The organism is Rhodococcus sp. BE178, from assembly GCF_050433545.1.
GTDB lineage: Bacteria > Actinomycetota > Actinomycetes > Mycobacteriales > Mycobacteriaceae > Prescottella.
Genome location: NZ_JBNPXA010000003.1, coordinates 412,809 through 425,610, shown reverse-complemented (window position 1 = coordinate 425,610; position 12,802 = coordinate 412,809). Strand labels below are relative to the sequence as shown.

The 12,802-nt window shown below is 70.0% G+C and carries 12 protein-coding genes; 6 read left to right on the top strand and 6 right to left on the bottom strand.

Annotated elements, in window-relative coordinates; genetic code table 11:
- Positions 1–68 precede the first annotated feature (68 nt).
- The 3 genes from J2X34_RS09020 (at position 69) to purH (ending at position 3,982) form a co-directional block, all read left to right on the top strand.
- Positions 69–1,709: a cell division protein PerM gene (locus tag J2X34_RS09020; protein ID WP_429516683.1), complete on the top strand. Its 1,641-nt coding sequence runs from the start codon at positions 69–71 to the stop codon at positions 1,707–1,709.
- A gap of 88 nt (positions 1,710–1,797) precedes the next feature.
- On the top strand, positions 1,798–2,406 hold the full coding sequence (gene purN / locus J2X34_RS09015) for a phosphoribosylglycinamide formyltransferase (RefSeq protein ID WP_429516681.1): 609 nt from the start codon (positions 1,798–1,800) through the stop codon (positions 2,404–2,406).
- Positions 2,399–3,982 (top strand): bifunctional phosphoribosylaminoimidazolecarboxamide formyltransferase/IMP cyclohydrolase, encoded by a 1,584-nt coding sequence (gene purH / locus J2X34_RS09010; protein WP_429516679.1) that lies wholly within the window; start codon positions 2,399–2,401, stop codon positions 3,980–3,982. The genes purN and purH overlap by 8 nt, the downstream gene beginning before the upstream one ends.
- Positions 3,983–4,026: 44 nt before the next feature.
- Here purH and J2X34_RS09005 read toward each other — a convergent pair whose 3' ends face one another.
- The gene (locus J2X34_RS09005) at positions 4,027–4,275 is read right to left on the bottom strand and encodes a hypothetical protein (protein WP_114718189.1); all 249 of its coding nucleotides are present in this window, start codon (positions 4,273–4,275) and stop codon (positions 4,027–4,029) included.
- A gap of 345 nt (positions 4,276–4,620) precedes the next feature.
- Positions 4,621–5,580 (bottom strand): alpha/beta hydrolase family protein, encoded by a 960-nt coding sequence (locus J2X34_RS09000; protein WP_114718190.1) that lies wholly within the window; start codon positions 5,578–5,580, stop codon positions 4,621–4,623.
- Between the two features lie 88 nt (positions 5,581–5,668).
- Between J2X34_RS09000 and J2X34_RS08995 the strand changes: the two genes are divergently transcribed.
- Both J2X34_RS08995 and J2X34_RS08990 read left to right on the top strand, forming a co-directional pair.
- Positions 5,669–7,060: an ATP-binding protein gene (locus J2X34_RS08995; RefSeq protein ID WP_174908769.1), complete on the top strand. Its 1,392-nt coding sequence runs from the start codon at positions 5,669–5,671 to the stop codon at positions 7,058–7,060.
- A gap of 24 nt (positions 7,061–7,084) precedes the next feature.
- Positions 7,085–9,028: a vWA domain-containing protein gene (locus tag J2X34_RS08990; protein ID WP_429516676.1), complete on the top strand. Its 1,944-nt coding sequence runs from the start codon at positions 7,085–7,087 to the stop codon at positions 9,026–9,028.
- Positions 9,029–9,034: 6 nt separating this feature from the next.
- Here the strand turns inward: J2X34_RS08990 and J2X34_RS08985 are convergent, their stop codons facing one another.
- Together J2X34_RS08985 and J2X34_RS08980 are read right to left on the bottom strand one after the other, a co-directional pair.
- On the bottom strand, positions 9,035–9,421 hold the full coding sequence (locus J2X34_RS08985; RefSeq protein ID WP_114718192.1) for a VOC family protein: 387 nt from the start codon (positions 9,419–9,421) through the stop codon (positions 9,035–9,037).
- Positions 9,418–9,720: an ArsR/SmtB family transcription factor gene (locus tag J2X34_RS08980; protein ID WP_114718193.1), complete on the bottom strand. Its 303-nt coding sequence runs from the start codon at positions 9,718–9,720 to the stop codon at positions 9,418–9,420. The genes J2X34_RS08985 and J2X34_RS08980 overlap by 4 nt, the downstream gene beginning before the upstream one ends.
- Before the next feature lie 176 nt (positions 9,721–9,896).
- On the opposite strand from J2X34_RS08980, the gene J2X34_RS08975 reads away from it, so the two are divergent.
- A complete protein-coding gene (locus J2X34_RS08975) occupies positions 9,897–10,778 on the top strand; it encodes a phosphatidylinositol mannoside acyltransferase (protein ID WP_429516673.1) in 882 nt (293 codons plus the stop codon).
- A gap of 11 nt (positions 10,779–10,789) precedes the next feature.
- Here the strand turns inward: J2X34_RS08975 and J2X34_RS08970 are convergent, their stop codons facing one another.
- Together J2X34_RS08970 and J2X34_RS08965 are read right to left on the bottom strand one after the other, a co-directional pair.
- A complete protein-coding gene (locus J2X34_RS08970; RefSeq protein WP_429516671.1) occupies positions 10,790–11,716 on the bottom strand; it encodes an AEC family transporter in 927 nt (308 codons plus the stop codon).
- A 190-nt stretch (positions 11,717–11,906) separates the two neighbouring features.
- On the bottom strand, positions 11,907–12,758 hold the full coding sequence (locus tag J2X34_RS08965) for a hypothetical protein (RefSeq protein WP_429516669.1): 852 nt from the start codon (positions 12,756–12,758) through the stop codon (positions 11,907–11,909).
- Positions 12,759–12,802 lie beyond the last annotated feature (44 nt).

Below are 12,802 nucleotides of genomic sequence, written 5' to 3'. Positions count from 1 at the left end.
GAGTGGGCCACGCCACGCCTCGGCGCGCCTGAACGCCGCCGCCGGGCACGGGTGCGACCCTCGAACCGATGACTTCTCTGCTTGGTCGCGGTGTTCGCCGCGACATCTCCGACCGACCCGATCCCGACACCGATCAGGTGCGTGCTCTGCTCGGGGTGGCGCTGCGCCCGACCGGTGTCGCGATCGTCCTGATCAGTGCGGTCGTCATCGTCACGCTGGTCGCGTCGAACAGCGACCTGACCGGGGCGGTCGGGGCGATCGCCGCGTGCTGGCTGGCGCTGCACCAGGTTTCGCTGACCATCACGGACGCTCCGCTCGGGGTACTTCCGCTGCTGCCGACGGCCGTGATGATGTGGGCCGTCGCCCGCGGATGTGCCCGCGCGGTCACCGCGCGCTCGACGCTGCGTGACGCCGCACGGGTGGTTGCCGCGGCGGTCGCGGGACCGTTCGTGATGACGCTCATCGCGCTCGCGGTGGTCACCGACGCGACGTCCGTCGTCGCGCTCGAGGCGCCGAACGCGGCCGAGGCCCTCGCATGGGTCGTGGGCATCCACCTCGTCGTGGCGGTGGCCGGTGTCGTCGCGACGACGGGGCGTGCGGAATGCGAGCGCCGAGGCGCCCCGTCCTGGGGTCCGGAGGTGGCACGCCCGGCAGCGCGAGCAGCGCTGGCCCTGTTCGCGGTGGGCTCCGCGGTGACGGTCGCATCGCTGGTGTGGTCATGGTCCGACGTCGGGACACTCCTCGGTGACGGTTCGGATCCGGTCGGCGTGCTGGGGCTCACCGTCCTGTCGGTGCTGTACCTGCCGAACGTCGCTGTCGGGGCGGTCGCGGTCCTGGTGGGCGGTACCGCGCACGCCGGTGGCACCTCGGTGAGCGTGTTCGACATCGTCGCGGGCCCGGTGCCGCCGGTCCCGGTGCTCGGTGGGGTCCCCGGCGAACTCGTCGGGACCGCGTGGCCGGTGCTGCTGATCGTCCCGCTCGCGATCGGCGCACTGCTCGGACGGGACTGCGGTCGTCTGCGCCTGCCCGTGCAGGAGACCGCGTACACCGTGGGGTGCGCCGCCGCCGGCGTCGGTGTGGTGGCTGCGGCCGTCGGTTTCGTCGCGGGCGGCGAGCTGGGGGCGTACGGATTCGTCGGCGTCGAGCCGCTCGCGCTGGGATTGATCACCTTCGGGTTCCTGGCACTGCCCGGTCTCGCAGTCGCGACCCTCATCGCGCGGCGCAACGGCGTCGAGTCGGACGGCGGAGACGAGACCGAACGAACCGAGAAGTCCGACAAGTTTGCGGAGACCGCAGCGTTCGAGGACACCGGAGCGGACGACCCGGCACTCGCATTCGAGGTGAAGCGCCTCGCGTTGCCGTCGATGCGCTACCGGTCGGAGCCGGAAGCGGGCACGGACGCGGATGCGGAGTCGGGACCGGAATCCGAGCCGGGATCGGCGGCCGGGCCGGCCGCTCCCGATACCTCCGACGGCTCCGGGGAGACGGTGCTCGAGGGCGAACTCGTCGACGACTCCGCCGCCGGCCCGACCGATGTGGCCGACACCGACGTGATCGACGTGGAGGTCGAGGCGGTGCCGCAGGATCAGGACGAGCCGGGCGAGCCGGAGAGCTCGCCGGGGACGGACGAGACGGAGACGACCTCGGACGAGGCAGCCGAGGCCGCAGAAGGCGACCTGCCGGACGGTCCGCTGACCCCCAGCGACTAGGCTCTAACCCGGCCCGTGATGCGGCCCGACCGTCTCGAAAACCAGGAGTAGTGCGCTGACTGCCACGCGTGACCAGCTGCGGCCCACGGTGCCCGCTCGGATCGTCGTACTCGCCTCGGGGACGGGCAGCCTGCTGCAGGCGCTCATCGCCGCCACGCGCACCGACGGATACCCTGCGACCATCGTCGCGGTCGGCGTCGACCGCGACTGCGGAGCAACGGCTCACGCCGACGACGCGGGCATCGACCACTTCCGTGTGGCGCTGCGCGATCACGCGGACCGCGCCGCATGGGACGTCGCGCTCACCGAGGCCGTCGGATCGCACCGCCCCGATCTGATCGTCAGTGCCGGCTTCATGAAGATCCTCGGCCCCGCGTTCATCGAACGCTTCGGCGGCCGGATCATCAACACGCATCCCGCGCTGCTGCCGTCGTTCCCCGGCGCGCACGCGGTGCCCGACGCGCTGGCCTACGGCGTCAAGGTCACCGGCTCCACGGTGCACCTGGTCGATGGCGGCATCGACACCGGCCCGATCCTGGCGCAGGAGCCGGTGGTGGTGCTCGACGGCGACGACGAGGCGACGCTGCACGAGCGCATCAAGATTGTTGAACGGCGACTGCTGGCCGAGGTCGTGGCCTCCGTCGCCCTCCGAGGTGTTGTTTCCGACGGACGAAAGGCCGTGATCCCAAGTGAGTGAACGCAAGGCAGTGCGCCGTGCACTGGTCAGCGTCTACGACAAGACCGGCCTGGTCGAACTGGCCACCGGCCTGCACCAGGCGGGTGTCGAACTGGTTTCCACCGGTTCCACCGCCGCCAAGATCGCCGACGCCGGCATCCCGGTCACCAGGGTCGAGGACCTGACCGGATTCCCCGAGTGCCTCGAGGGCCGCGTCAAGACGCTGCACCCCCGAGTGCACGCCGGTGTCCTCGCCGACACCCGGAAGCCGGAGCACCTCGCGCAGCTCGAGGAGCTGGGCATCGAGGCGTTCCAGCTGGTGATCGTGAACCTGTACCCGTTCACGCAGACCGTCGCGTCGGGCGCCACCCCGGACGAGTGCGTCGAGCAGATCGACATCGGCGGTCCGTCGATGGTGCGCGCTGCTGCCAAGAACCACCCGTCGGTCGCGGTCGTCGTCGACCCGAAGAAGTACGAGGGCGTCCTCGCTGCGGTCGAGGCCGGTGGCTTCAACCTCTTCGAGCGCACCGCCCTGGCCGCGCAGGCGTTCCAGCACACCGCGTCCTACGACGTCGCGGTCGCCACCTGGATGACGTCCACGCTGGTCGAGTCCGTGACGAGCGAAGCGACGGAAGATTCTGCACTGTCGCAGTTCCCGCGGTGGGTCGGTGCCACGTGGGACCGCTCCGCGGTGCTGCGCTACGGCGAGAATCCGCACCAGGCTGCTGCGCTGTACGAGAACCCCTCCGAGCCTGCGGGCCTCGCGCAGGCGAAGCAGTTGCACGGCAAGGAGATGTCGTACAACAACTACACCGACGGTGACGCCGCGTGGCGGGCCGCGTACGACCACGCCGAGCCGGCCGTCGCGATCATCAAGCATGCCAACCCGTGTGGCATCGCGGTGGGCGCGGACATCGCCGAGGCGCACCGCAAGGCGCACGCCTGCGACCCGGTCAGCGCATACGGTGGTGTCATCGCCGCCAACCGCGAGGTGACGGTCGAGATGGCCGAGCAGGTCGCCGACATCTTCACCGAGGTCATCATCGCGCCGTCGTACGCGGACGGGGCCATCGGTGTCCTCCAGCGCAAGAAGAACGTGCGCGTTCTCGAGGCCGCCGCTCCCACCGAGACGGGCATCGAGCTGCGCCCGATCTCCGGTGGCACGCTGCTGCAGGAGCGCGACGTCCTGGACGCGGACGGCGACAACCCGGCCAACTGGACGCTCGTCGTCGGCGAGGCCGCGGACGAGAAGACCCTCGCGGATCTCGAATTCGCGTGGCGCGCATGCCGTGCCGTGAAGTCCAACGCGATCCTGCTCGCCAACGACGGCGCCTCGGTGGGCGTCGGCATGGGCCAGGTCAACCGCGTCGACTCCGCGCATCTCGCGGTGCAGCGTGCCGGTGACCGCGCCAAGGGTTCGGTGGCCGCGTCCGACGCGTTCTTCCCGTTCCCCGACGGTCTGCAGGTCCTGCTCGACGCCGGTGTCCGCGCCGTCGTCCAGCCCGGTGGCTCGGTCCGCGACAACGAGGTCATCGAGGCCGCTCGCGACGCCGGTGTCACGCTGTACCTGACCGGTGCGCGCCACTTCGCGCACTGATCGACTGCTCTACTGCGCTCCCTCGTCCGGGGTTCGCGTGCCGCTCAGGCCGCGAGCCCGGACGGGGGAGCGTTGTGCTGTGCGGACTCGACCAGCGCGCGGGCGTTGGCGTCGTCGGTACCCGAGATGACCAGTCGGGCAGCGCCGCGGGCGAGTAGCCGGCTGATCAGTTCTGCCGCTGCCGCATTCTGGTCGGCGTCGATGTGACTGAGGTCGAGGGTGACGACCTGTCCGGTGAGGTCACCGGGCAGGTCCTGCTGGGGGGCGCTCAGAGCGCCGAGTCGAAGCTTCATGATGGTTCTCCTGAACTGTGTATGGGTGAAAGAGGCAAAAGAAAAGGCACCCGAGGCGGTGTGCCTTCGGGTGCCCGAGAATGGTTCCGGTTACGGGTGACTCATTCTCGGTGCCGTCGATCGAAGGCTGCGGGGCTGCGCCACGCGGGTACGGCTGCAAATACGTGATCGTGAGAAAAATGCTTGCTGCAAAGCTGCATTGCATACTTCGCGGGGCTTTCGACGCGCATCGTGACCGTACCCTTCTCGTGTGTGCCCGTTGGTTAACGGAGAACCATACAGCAGTGACCGCTCGGCGACATCTCGTTTTTGCGAGAGCGTGTCGCCGGCGGCCCCGCAGGGTGTCTAGCGGAGGGTTGCGAGCCAGCCCTCGAAACCGGTGGTGAACTCGGCGGACCACGGCAGCGGCTCGATGTAGTCGGCGCCGGTGGAGGCGGCATCGCCGATCTCCTTGAGCACGTGGTTCGCGGTCGTCATCCGCACCGGCGTCAGCGTGGTGTGGGCGAGTGCGACGTCGAGCGCGTCGACGTCGCCGCAGTCGAGCTGGATGTCCTTGGCGGAGCAGCTGGTGATCACCGGCATGCCCGTCGGCAGCTGGGCGGCCAGCTCGCGGGGGTCGAGCGCGTCCTCCTCGGCGAGCGCGCGGGCATTCGCCGGGACGAGGCCGGCGGCGCGCAGCGGGTCCGGCAGGTCGTCGCTGAGCGTCGCGTCGGTGCGCAGCGACTCGACCGCCCCGGCGAGCGCCAGACGCAGCTCGTCGGCGAGATGGACCGGCAACTGTCCGGCCCCGACGACCGCGGTGAGCTGGCCGTCGATCTGGGTGGTGAGCAGGTCCAGCAGCCGCACGCTCAGCGGCTCGAGCAGGCCCAGGCCTGCGACGTTCGCGCCGTTGGCGGCCAGCGCCAGGGCGATCAGGGCACCTTCGCTGTGACCGATCGCGAACACCCGGTCGGCGTCGACGGCGGACCGGCCGGCGAGGAAGTCCAACGCGGCGGCGGCGGAGTCGGTGAACACGGAGAATCCGAGGTCACCGATGTCCTCGACGTCGTACGGGCCCAGACCGGTGGAGCCGCTGCCGAGCTTGTCGTAGCGCAGGCTCGCGAAACCGTGCTCCTCGAGGACGTCGGCGAGGAACTCGAGGGTGCCGATCGAGCCGGGCAGCAGCGCGCTGTCCCCGTTGCGGTCGGTGGGGCCGCTGCCCGCGAGCAACAGCACCGCGGGTGCCGAGTCGGCGCCGTCGGGGATGCGGAGGCTTCCGTGCAGCGTGATGTCGCCGGCGGCAAAGGTGATCTCGGTATCGGCCATGCCCCGTGTTTATCAGAGCTGGGCACCCACTTCGTACGCGACGGCGGTACCGCGTGCCGAATCGCCCGAACACTCGTAACTTGGAGTGGTGACTGCCACATCGCCTGCCGATCTGCCACGGACCCTCGCCGAGCTCCGCGCGTCCGGGCACGTCCAGCGTCCGGTCAAGGACGAGATGCGCGAGAACCTGCTCGCGGCACTGCGGGACGGCCTCGACCCGTGGCCCGGGATCGTCGGTTTCGAGGAGACGGTGCTGCCGCAACTCGAGCGGGCGATCATCGCCGGGCACGACGTCGTCCTGCTCGGTGAGCGCGGGCAGGGCAAGACGCGGTTGCTGCGCACGCTGTATCTGCTGTTGGACGAGTGGACGCCGGTGATCGCCGGGTCCGAGCTGGGCGAGCACCCGTACGAGCCGATCACCCCGATCTCGGTGCGCCGGGCCGCCGAACTGGGCGACGCGCTACCGGTCGAGTGGCGGCACCGCAGCGAGCGCTACGCGGAGAAGCTCGCGACGCCGGACACCTCGGTGGCGGATCTGGTGGGCGATGTCGACCCGATCAAGGTTGCGGAGGGGCGCAGCCTGGGTGATCCGGAGACGATCCACTTCGGTCTGGTGCCGCGCGCGCATCGCGGGATCGTCGCGATCAACGAGCTCCCCGATCTGGCTGAGCGGATCCAGGTGTCGTTGCTCAACGTGATGGAGGAACGAGACATCCAGGTCCGTGGGTACACCCTGCGGCTACCGCTCGACGTCGTGCTGGTGGCCAGCGCCAACCCGGAGGACTACACCAACCGCGGACGCATCATCACCCCGCTCAAGGACCGCTTCGGCGCCGAGATCCGCACGCACTACCCGTCGTTGCTCGAGGACGAGATCGCCGTGATCCAGCAGGAGGCGAACCTGCAGGCGCAGGTGCCGCACCACCTGCTCGAGGTGCTGGCCCGGTTCACGCGGCTGCTGCGCGAGTCGACGTCGGTGGACCAGCGGTCGGGCGTCTCGGCCCGGTTCGCGGTGGCGGGCGCGGAGACCGTCAGCGCGGCGGCGGTGCACCGCAGCGCCGTCCTCGGGGAGGCCGATCCGGTGGCGCGGCCCATCGACCTCGGCACCGTCGTCGAGGTGCTGCGCGGCAAGGTCGAGTTCGAGTCCGGTGAGGAGGGGCGCGAGCTCGAGGTCCTCGAGCACCTGCTGCGGCGAGCCACCGCGGACACTGCGCGGATCCGCCTCGGTGGCATCGACCTCGCCCCGTTGGTGACGGCGGTGGAACTGGGGCAGCCGGTGGTCACGGGCGAGCGGGTCACCGCGAAGGCGCTACTGGGCGAGCTGCCCGACCTCGAGGTGCTCGACGAGGTGGCGGGCCGGCTCGGCGCCGCATCCGACGGCGAGCTGGCGTCGGCCGCCGAACTCGCGCTCGAGGGTCTGTATCTCGCCCGGCGGATCTCGAAGAACCCCGACGAGAACGGCCAGGCCGTCTACTCGTAGTCGGCAGTGGTGAAGGGAGACAGGATGTCTCGCGGTGCGCGTTACGGCCCGTACGAGGGTGGCGATCCACTGGCCCCGCCGGTGGATCTGCGTGACGCGCTGGCCGCGATCGGCGACGACGTCCTCGAGGGTGCGTCGCCGCGGCAGGCGCTGCGTGAGTTCCTGCGGCGCGGCGCCGGTGACCGGCGCGGGCTCGACGACCTCGCCGCGCAGGCGAATCGGCGCCGACGGGAACTGTTGGAGCGCAACAATCTTGCGGGCACCCTGGACGAGATCCGTGAGCTTCTGGACCGCGCGGTGCTCGAGGAACGCAAGACCCTCGCCCGCGCTCTCGACGACGACGCGCGCTTCGCGGAGATGCGCATCGAGGAGCTTCCGCCGTCGACCGCGCAGGCGGTGTCCGATCTCGTCGACTACGACTGGCGGAGCAGTCAGGCGCGCGAGGACTACGAGAAGATCCGCGACCTGATGGGGCGGGAGCTGCTGGACCAGCGGTTCGCCGGAATGAAGCAGGCACTGGAAGGGGCCACCGACGCGGACCGTGAAGGGATCCGCGAGATGCTCGAGGATCTGAACACGTTGCTGGACAGTCACGCTCGCGGCGAGGACACCACGCAGCAGTTCCGGGACTTCATGGACAAGCACGGTGAGTACTTCCCCGAGAACCCGCGCAACACTGAGGAACTGCTGGACTCGCTCGCGCGTCGGGCGGCCGCGGCCCAGCGTCTGCGGAACTCGCTCACCCCGGACCAGCGCGCCGAGCTGGACGCGTTGGCGCAGCAGGCGTTCGGTGATCCGTCGTTGATGGGCCAACTGGACCGGCTCGACGCGCACCTGCAGGCCGCGCGTCCCGGCGAGGACTGGACCGGCAGCGAGAAGTTCCGCGGCGACGACGGTATGGGGTTGGGGGAGGGCACGTCCGCCCTCGCGGACGTCGCGGAGCTCGAGCGACTGTCCGATCAACTGTCGCAACAGTATCCGGGTGCCCAGCTCGACGACATCGACACCGAGGCATTGGCCCGGCAACTCGGCGGCGAGGCCGTCGCCGACGCGAAGACACTCGCCGATCTCGAGCGGGCACTGCAGCAGCAGGGCTTCTTCGACCGTGCACCGGACGGCCAGTGGCGGCTGTCGCCGAAGGCGATGCGGCAGTTGGGGCAGACCGCGCTGCGCGACGTCGCGGGTCGGCTGTCGCACCGCGGTGGTCAGCGGGAGACCCGTCGCGCGGGGGCGATGGGCGAGCCGACCGGGGCGTCGCGGCCGTGGGAGTTCGGGGACACCGAGCCGTGGGACGTCACCCGCACGCTCACCAACGCGGTGCTGCGCGATCCGGGCCGGGTGCCGGTTCGGATGTCGGTGTCCGACGTCGAGATCGCCGAGACCGAGCAGCGTGCGCAGGCGGCGGTGGCGCTGCTGGTGGACACGTCGTTCTCGATGGTGATGGACGGCCGCTGGGTGCCGATGAAACGTACCGCGCTGGCTCTCAACCACCTGGTGACGACGAGGTTCCGCGGGGATGCGTTGCAGCTCATCGGTTTCGGGCGGCACGCCGAGGTACTGACCGCGGCGGAGTTGGCCGGCCTCGACGGAGCGTGGGATCAGGGCACGAACCTGCACCACGCGCTGCTGCTCGCGGCCCGGCACCTGCGCCGGCACCCCAACGCACAGCCCGTCGTGCTCATCGTCACCGACGGCGAGCCCACCGCGCACCTCGAGCCCGACGGGGAGGCGTTCTTCGACTATCCGCCGAGCGTGCGGACCCTGGGACTGACGGTGCGCGAACTCGACACGCTCGCCCGCCTGGGCGCACAGGTGACGATCTTCCGCCTCGGCGACGACCCGGGCCTGGCCCGCGTCGTCGACCGGATGGCGCAGCGGGTCGGCGGCCGGGTGGTGGCTCCGGACCTCGACGGCCTCGGCGCGGCAGTGGTCAGCGACTACATGCGGATGCGTCGACCACAGCGGTGATCCGGCTCAGGCCTGACTCGCGATCTGGATCAGGTTGCCGCAGGTGTCGTCGAACACCGCGGTGGTGACCGGACCCATCTGCAACGGAGCCTGGGTGAACACCACACCCAGCGCCGTCAGCCGTTCGTACTCGGCCTGCACGTCGTCGACGCCGAAGGACGTGATCGGGATACCGTCGGCAACGAGTGCCCTCATGTAGGCCTGGGCGGCGGGATGCGCGTCGGGCTCGAGGACCAGTTCGGTGCCGTCCGGCGCGTCCGAGGAGACGACGGTGAGCCACTTGTGCTCGCCCAGCGGGACCTCGTGCTTCTTCACGAAGCCGAGGATGTCGGTGTAGAACGCCAGCGCCTTGTCCTGGTCGTTGACGTGCACGCTGGTCAGGTGAATCTTCACGGTGCCTGTCCTTTCCTGTCGCGGTCCGGGTCGGGTACGGGCCACCGGTCGGCGATGGCCCGCAGGGGAGTGGTGTCGAGATGGTGGAACTTGTAGCGGCCTTCCCGGCGGGTGTGGAGCAGTCCGGCGTCCTCGAGCACCGCGAGGTGCTGCGAGACGGCCTGCCGGGACGACCCGAGCCCGTACTTGGTGACGAGGCGGGCGCACAGCTCGAAGAGTGTCTGCCCGTCACGGTCGACGAGTTCGTCGAGAATCGCGCGCCGCGTCGGGTCTGCCAGAGCCTTGAACAGATCACCCACAACCGAACGATAGGCAAGTGGCTACTTGCGTGTCAATGGTGCGGGTGGCACCGAGCCTGTTCGGCCATCTCGAGGAACCCGCCGTCATCTCCGGCGCGACGGTGGTGGCGTGTCGTACGGTGGCCAGCAGCGCCGCATCGTCGTCCCGACGCGGCCGACGACGCCGGTGGTGATCAATGAAGCCGAAGGATCGAGCCTGGGATCTCGGGTACGCGGCCGGTTGGCGCCTGGTGCGCGCCCTGCCCCAGTGGTGGGCGAGGCGCCTGTTCGACGCTGCGGCCGATCGCGCGGCCCGCAACGGAGGTCCGGATCAGTTGCGGCGCAATCTGGCCCGAGTGCTGTCCGCCACGCCGGCGCAGGTGCCCGACGGCCTCGTGCACGCGAGCCTGCGCTCCTACGCCCGCTACTGGTGCGAAGCCTTCCGGCTGCCGTCGATGGATCCGGTGCGGTTGGCCGAGAGCATCGAATCCTCGGCCACCGGGCTCGAACACATCCACGAGGCGGTCGCGTGTGGCAGCGGGGCGGTGCTGGCCCTACCGCACAGTGGCAACTGGGATCTGGCGGGAGTATGGGTGGCGCAGCGGGTGGGCCCTCCCGTCGTCGTCGCCGAGCGCCTCCGTCCGGAATCGCTGTTCAAGCGCTTCGTCCGGTTCCGCGAGCAGCTGGGTTTCGAGATCATCCCACTCACCGGCACCGAGACGCCGCCGATCGAGCAGCTGACCGCGCGGCTGCGGCAGGGGCGGATCGTCGGGCTGCTCGCCGAACGCGACGTGACCGGCACGGGCGTGCCGGTCTCCTTCTTCGGCGAATCCGCCCGGATGCCGGCCGGCCCGGCCCGGCTCGCGATCGACACCGGCGCACCACTGCTGCCGGTGAACTGCTGGTTCACCCCGGACGGCTGGGGCTTCCACGTCGGCGCCCCGGTCGACACCGTCGGCGGGGTGCAGTGCACGACACAGGCATTGGCAGACCGCTTCGCCGCAGGCATCGCCGCCCACCCGGCCGACTGGCACATGCTGCAACGGGTGTGGACCGCCGACTTCGATCGCATCGAGTGACGCTGCGGGCGTCAGGCCAACAGCGCTGCCACGAGGGCGATCGCGGGAATCGACGCGAGGGTGGTGACGAAGGCGGCGTCGCGGGCCAGGACCATGCCGCGTTGGTAGCGGCTCGCATAGACGAAGACGTTCTGCGCGGTCGGCAGGGTGGAGACGACCACGATCGCGAACAGCTCGTGCCCGTCGAGGCCCAGCAGGAAGCGGGCCATCACGTACGCGAGGACCGGTTGCACGCAGATCTTGAGGACCGACGCGAGTGCCACATCGCGGCGCGGACTGGCACCCTTCTCGAGCACGCGCACGCCGTACAGCGACAGCCCGAACGCGAGCAGCGCGCCGGGGACCGAGGCGCCGCCGATGAGCCGGAACGGCTGCATCAGTGCCTCCGGGGGCGTCCAGTTCGACACCGCGACAGCCAGTCCGGCGGCGCCGGCCAGCACGATCGGGTTCTTGAACGGTGCGGTGATCGTCTCGAGCCGGGAGCTGCCCTCGCGCATCGTGCTGACGTCGAGAACCGTCAGGGCGATCGGCGAGAAGATCATGATCTGGAACAGCAGCAGGGGTGCGACGAACGACGCGTCGCCGAGGACGAACACCGCGATGGGAATGCCGAGGTTCGCCGAGTTCACGTACGACGACGCGAGCGCGCCGACCGTCAGTTCGGGAAGCGGTCTGCGTAGCCACAGCCTCGCGATGACGAGATAGATGCCCGCGACCGCGAATGCCGTGGCCGCGGCCACCGCGAGGGTCGGCGAGACGACCACCGACAGGTCGGAGTTGGCGAGGGTGTCGAACAGCAGCGCCGGTGTCGCGACGAAGAACACCAGTCGGCTGAGGACGAACTGCCCGTGCTCGCCGAGCGTGCCGGTGCGCCCCAGGAAGAACCCGATAGCGATGACGACGAAGATGACCGTGAACCCTGCCACCACGCCCGACACGCCTACATCCTTCGCTTCAATTGTGGCGCCGACCTGCATGATCAACCCAGTTCGAGAAGCTTACCGCCGCTAATCGCCGGTCGTGCGTCCGCCCGTCGAGTCGCCGATTCGCCGGTCTGCGACACGACAACCGAGCCCCCACCTCATCGGCGCGCCGACGAGGTGGGGGCCTACTTGTCGCGCAATCGGATCAGGAACCGAGCGAACCGGTGTTCAGCGAGCCGAGGTCCAGCGAACCGAGCGAGCCGGTGCTGGTCGACCCCAGGGAGCCGAGCGAGCCGGTGTCCAGCGAGCCCAGCGAACCGGACGCGCTCGGCGCCGGATCCTCGAGCGCGAAGTTCGTGGTGCAGCCGTTGAACTTCACGGCGTCGACCAGCGTCGAGGTCGCCTCGGATCCGCGGCCGATGCTCACGCCGTAGTGGTCGACGACCGCGTTCGGGTTGGCCGCGGCGATCTCGGCGAGCGGCACCAGCGCGCGGTCCTTGGCGCCGGCGATGCTCTTCGTGCTCCACCACTTGCCGTCCTGCAGGTTCACGTGGGTGCCGCCGTCGGACGTGTCGACAGCGCCGGCGTCCGGGACCCAGACCAGGGTCGTGAAGCCGTTCGCGAAACTCGTGTTCTCGCTGGTCCCGGTCAGCCGGAGCTGGAACACGGCCGTCGGGTTCTCGGCGCGTTCGGAGAAACCGATCTCGTGCTTGACGGCGTCGGACAGCTTGATGCCCCCGGCCTCGTGGTAGCTGACCGACCGGTCGGCGGGGCCGTTGACCTCGAGCTTCAGCGAGCCGTCGTCGTCGAGGACCTTCTCGGCGGAGTGGTAGGCAATCTGCCTCTTCTCGTCGTCGAACGGGATTCCCCAGCCGTTGGGGGCGGTCGCGGTCGACAGCTCTGCGCAGGCGATTCCTTCCGGCGCCTCGCTCGAGCCGAGCGATCCGGTGGAGCCGAGCGATCCGGTCGACGAGGCGCCGGCGAGGGCGGGTGCGACGAGGGCGGCGGCGCCGAGGATCGCCGCAGCGGATCCGATGCGGAATGCGTTCTTGGACATACTTCACTCACCTCTGTGGGAGTAGTGGACATGGTTCGACGCCC

Bases quoted from the DNA above. Each gene is read 5' to 3' on its own strand.
- J2X34_RS09020 (WP_429516683.1), top strand. From the start codon at position 69: ATGACTTCTCTGCTTGGTCGCGGTGTTCGCCGCGACATCTCCGACCGA.
- J2X34_RS09005 (WP_114718189.1), bottom strand. From the start codon at position 4,275: ATGAAGCTTCGACTCGGCGCTCTGAGCGCCCCCCAGCAGGACCTGCCC.
- J2X34_RS09000 (WP_114718190.1), bottom strand. From the start codon at position 5,580: ATGGCCGATACCGAGATCACCTTTGCCGCCGGCGACATCACGCTGCAC.
- J2X34_RS08990 (WP_429516676.1), top strand. From the start codon at position 7,085: ATGTCTCGCGGTGCGCGTTACGGCCCGTACGAGGGTGGCGATCCACTG.
- J2X34_RS08975 (WP_429516673.1), top strand. From the start codon at position 9,897: ATGAAGCCGAAGGATCGAGCCTGGGATCTCGGGTACGCGGCCGGTTGG.
- J2X34_RS08965 (WP_429516669.1), bottom strand. From the start codon at position 12,758: ATGTCCAAGAACGCATTCCGCATCGGATCCGCTGCGGCGATCCTCGGC.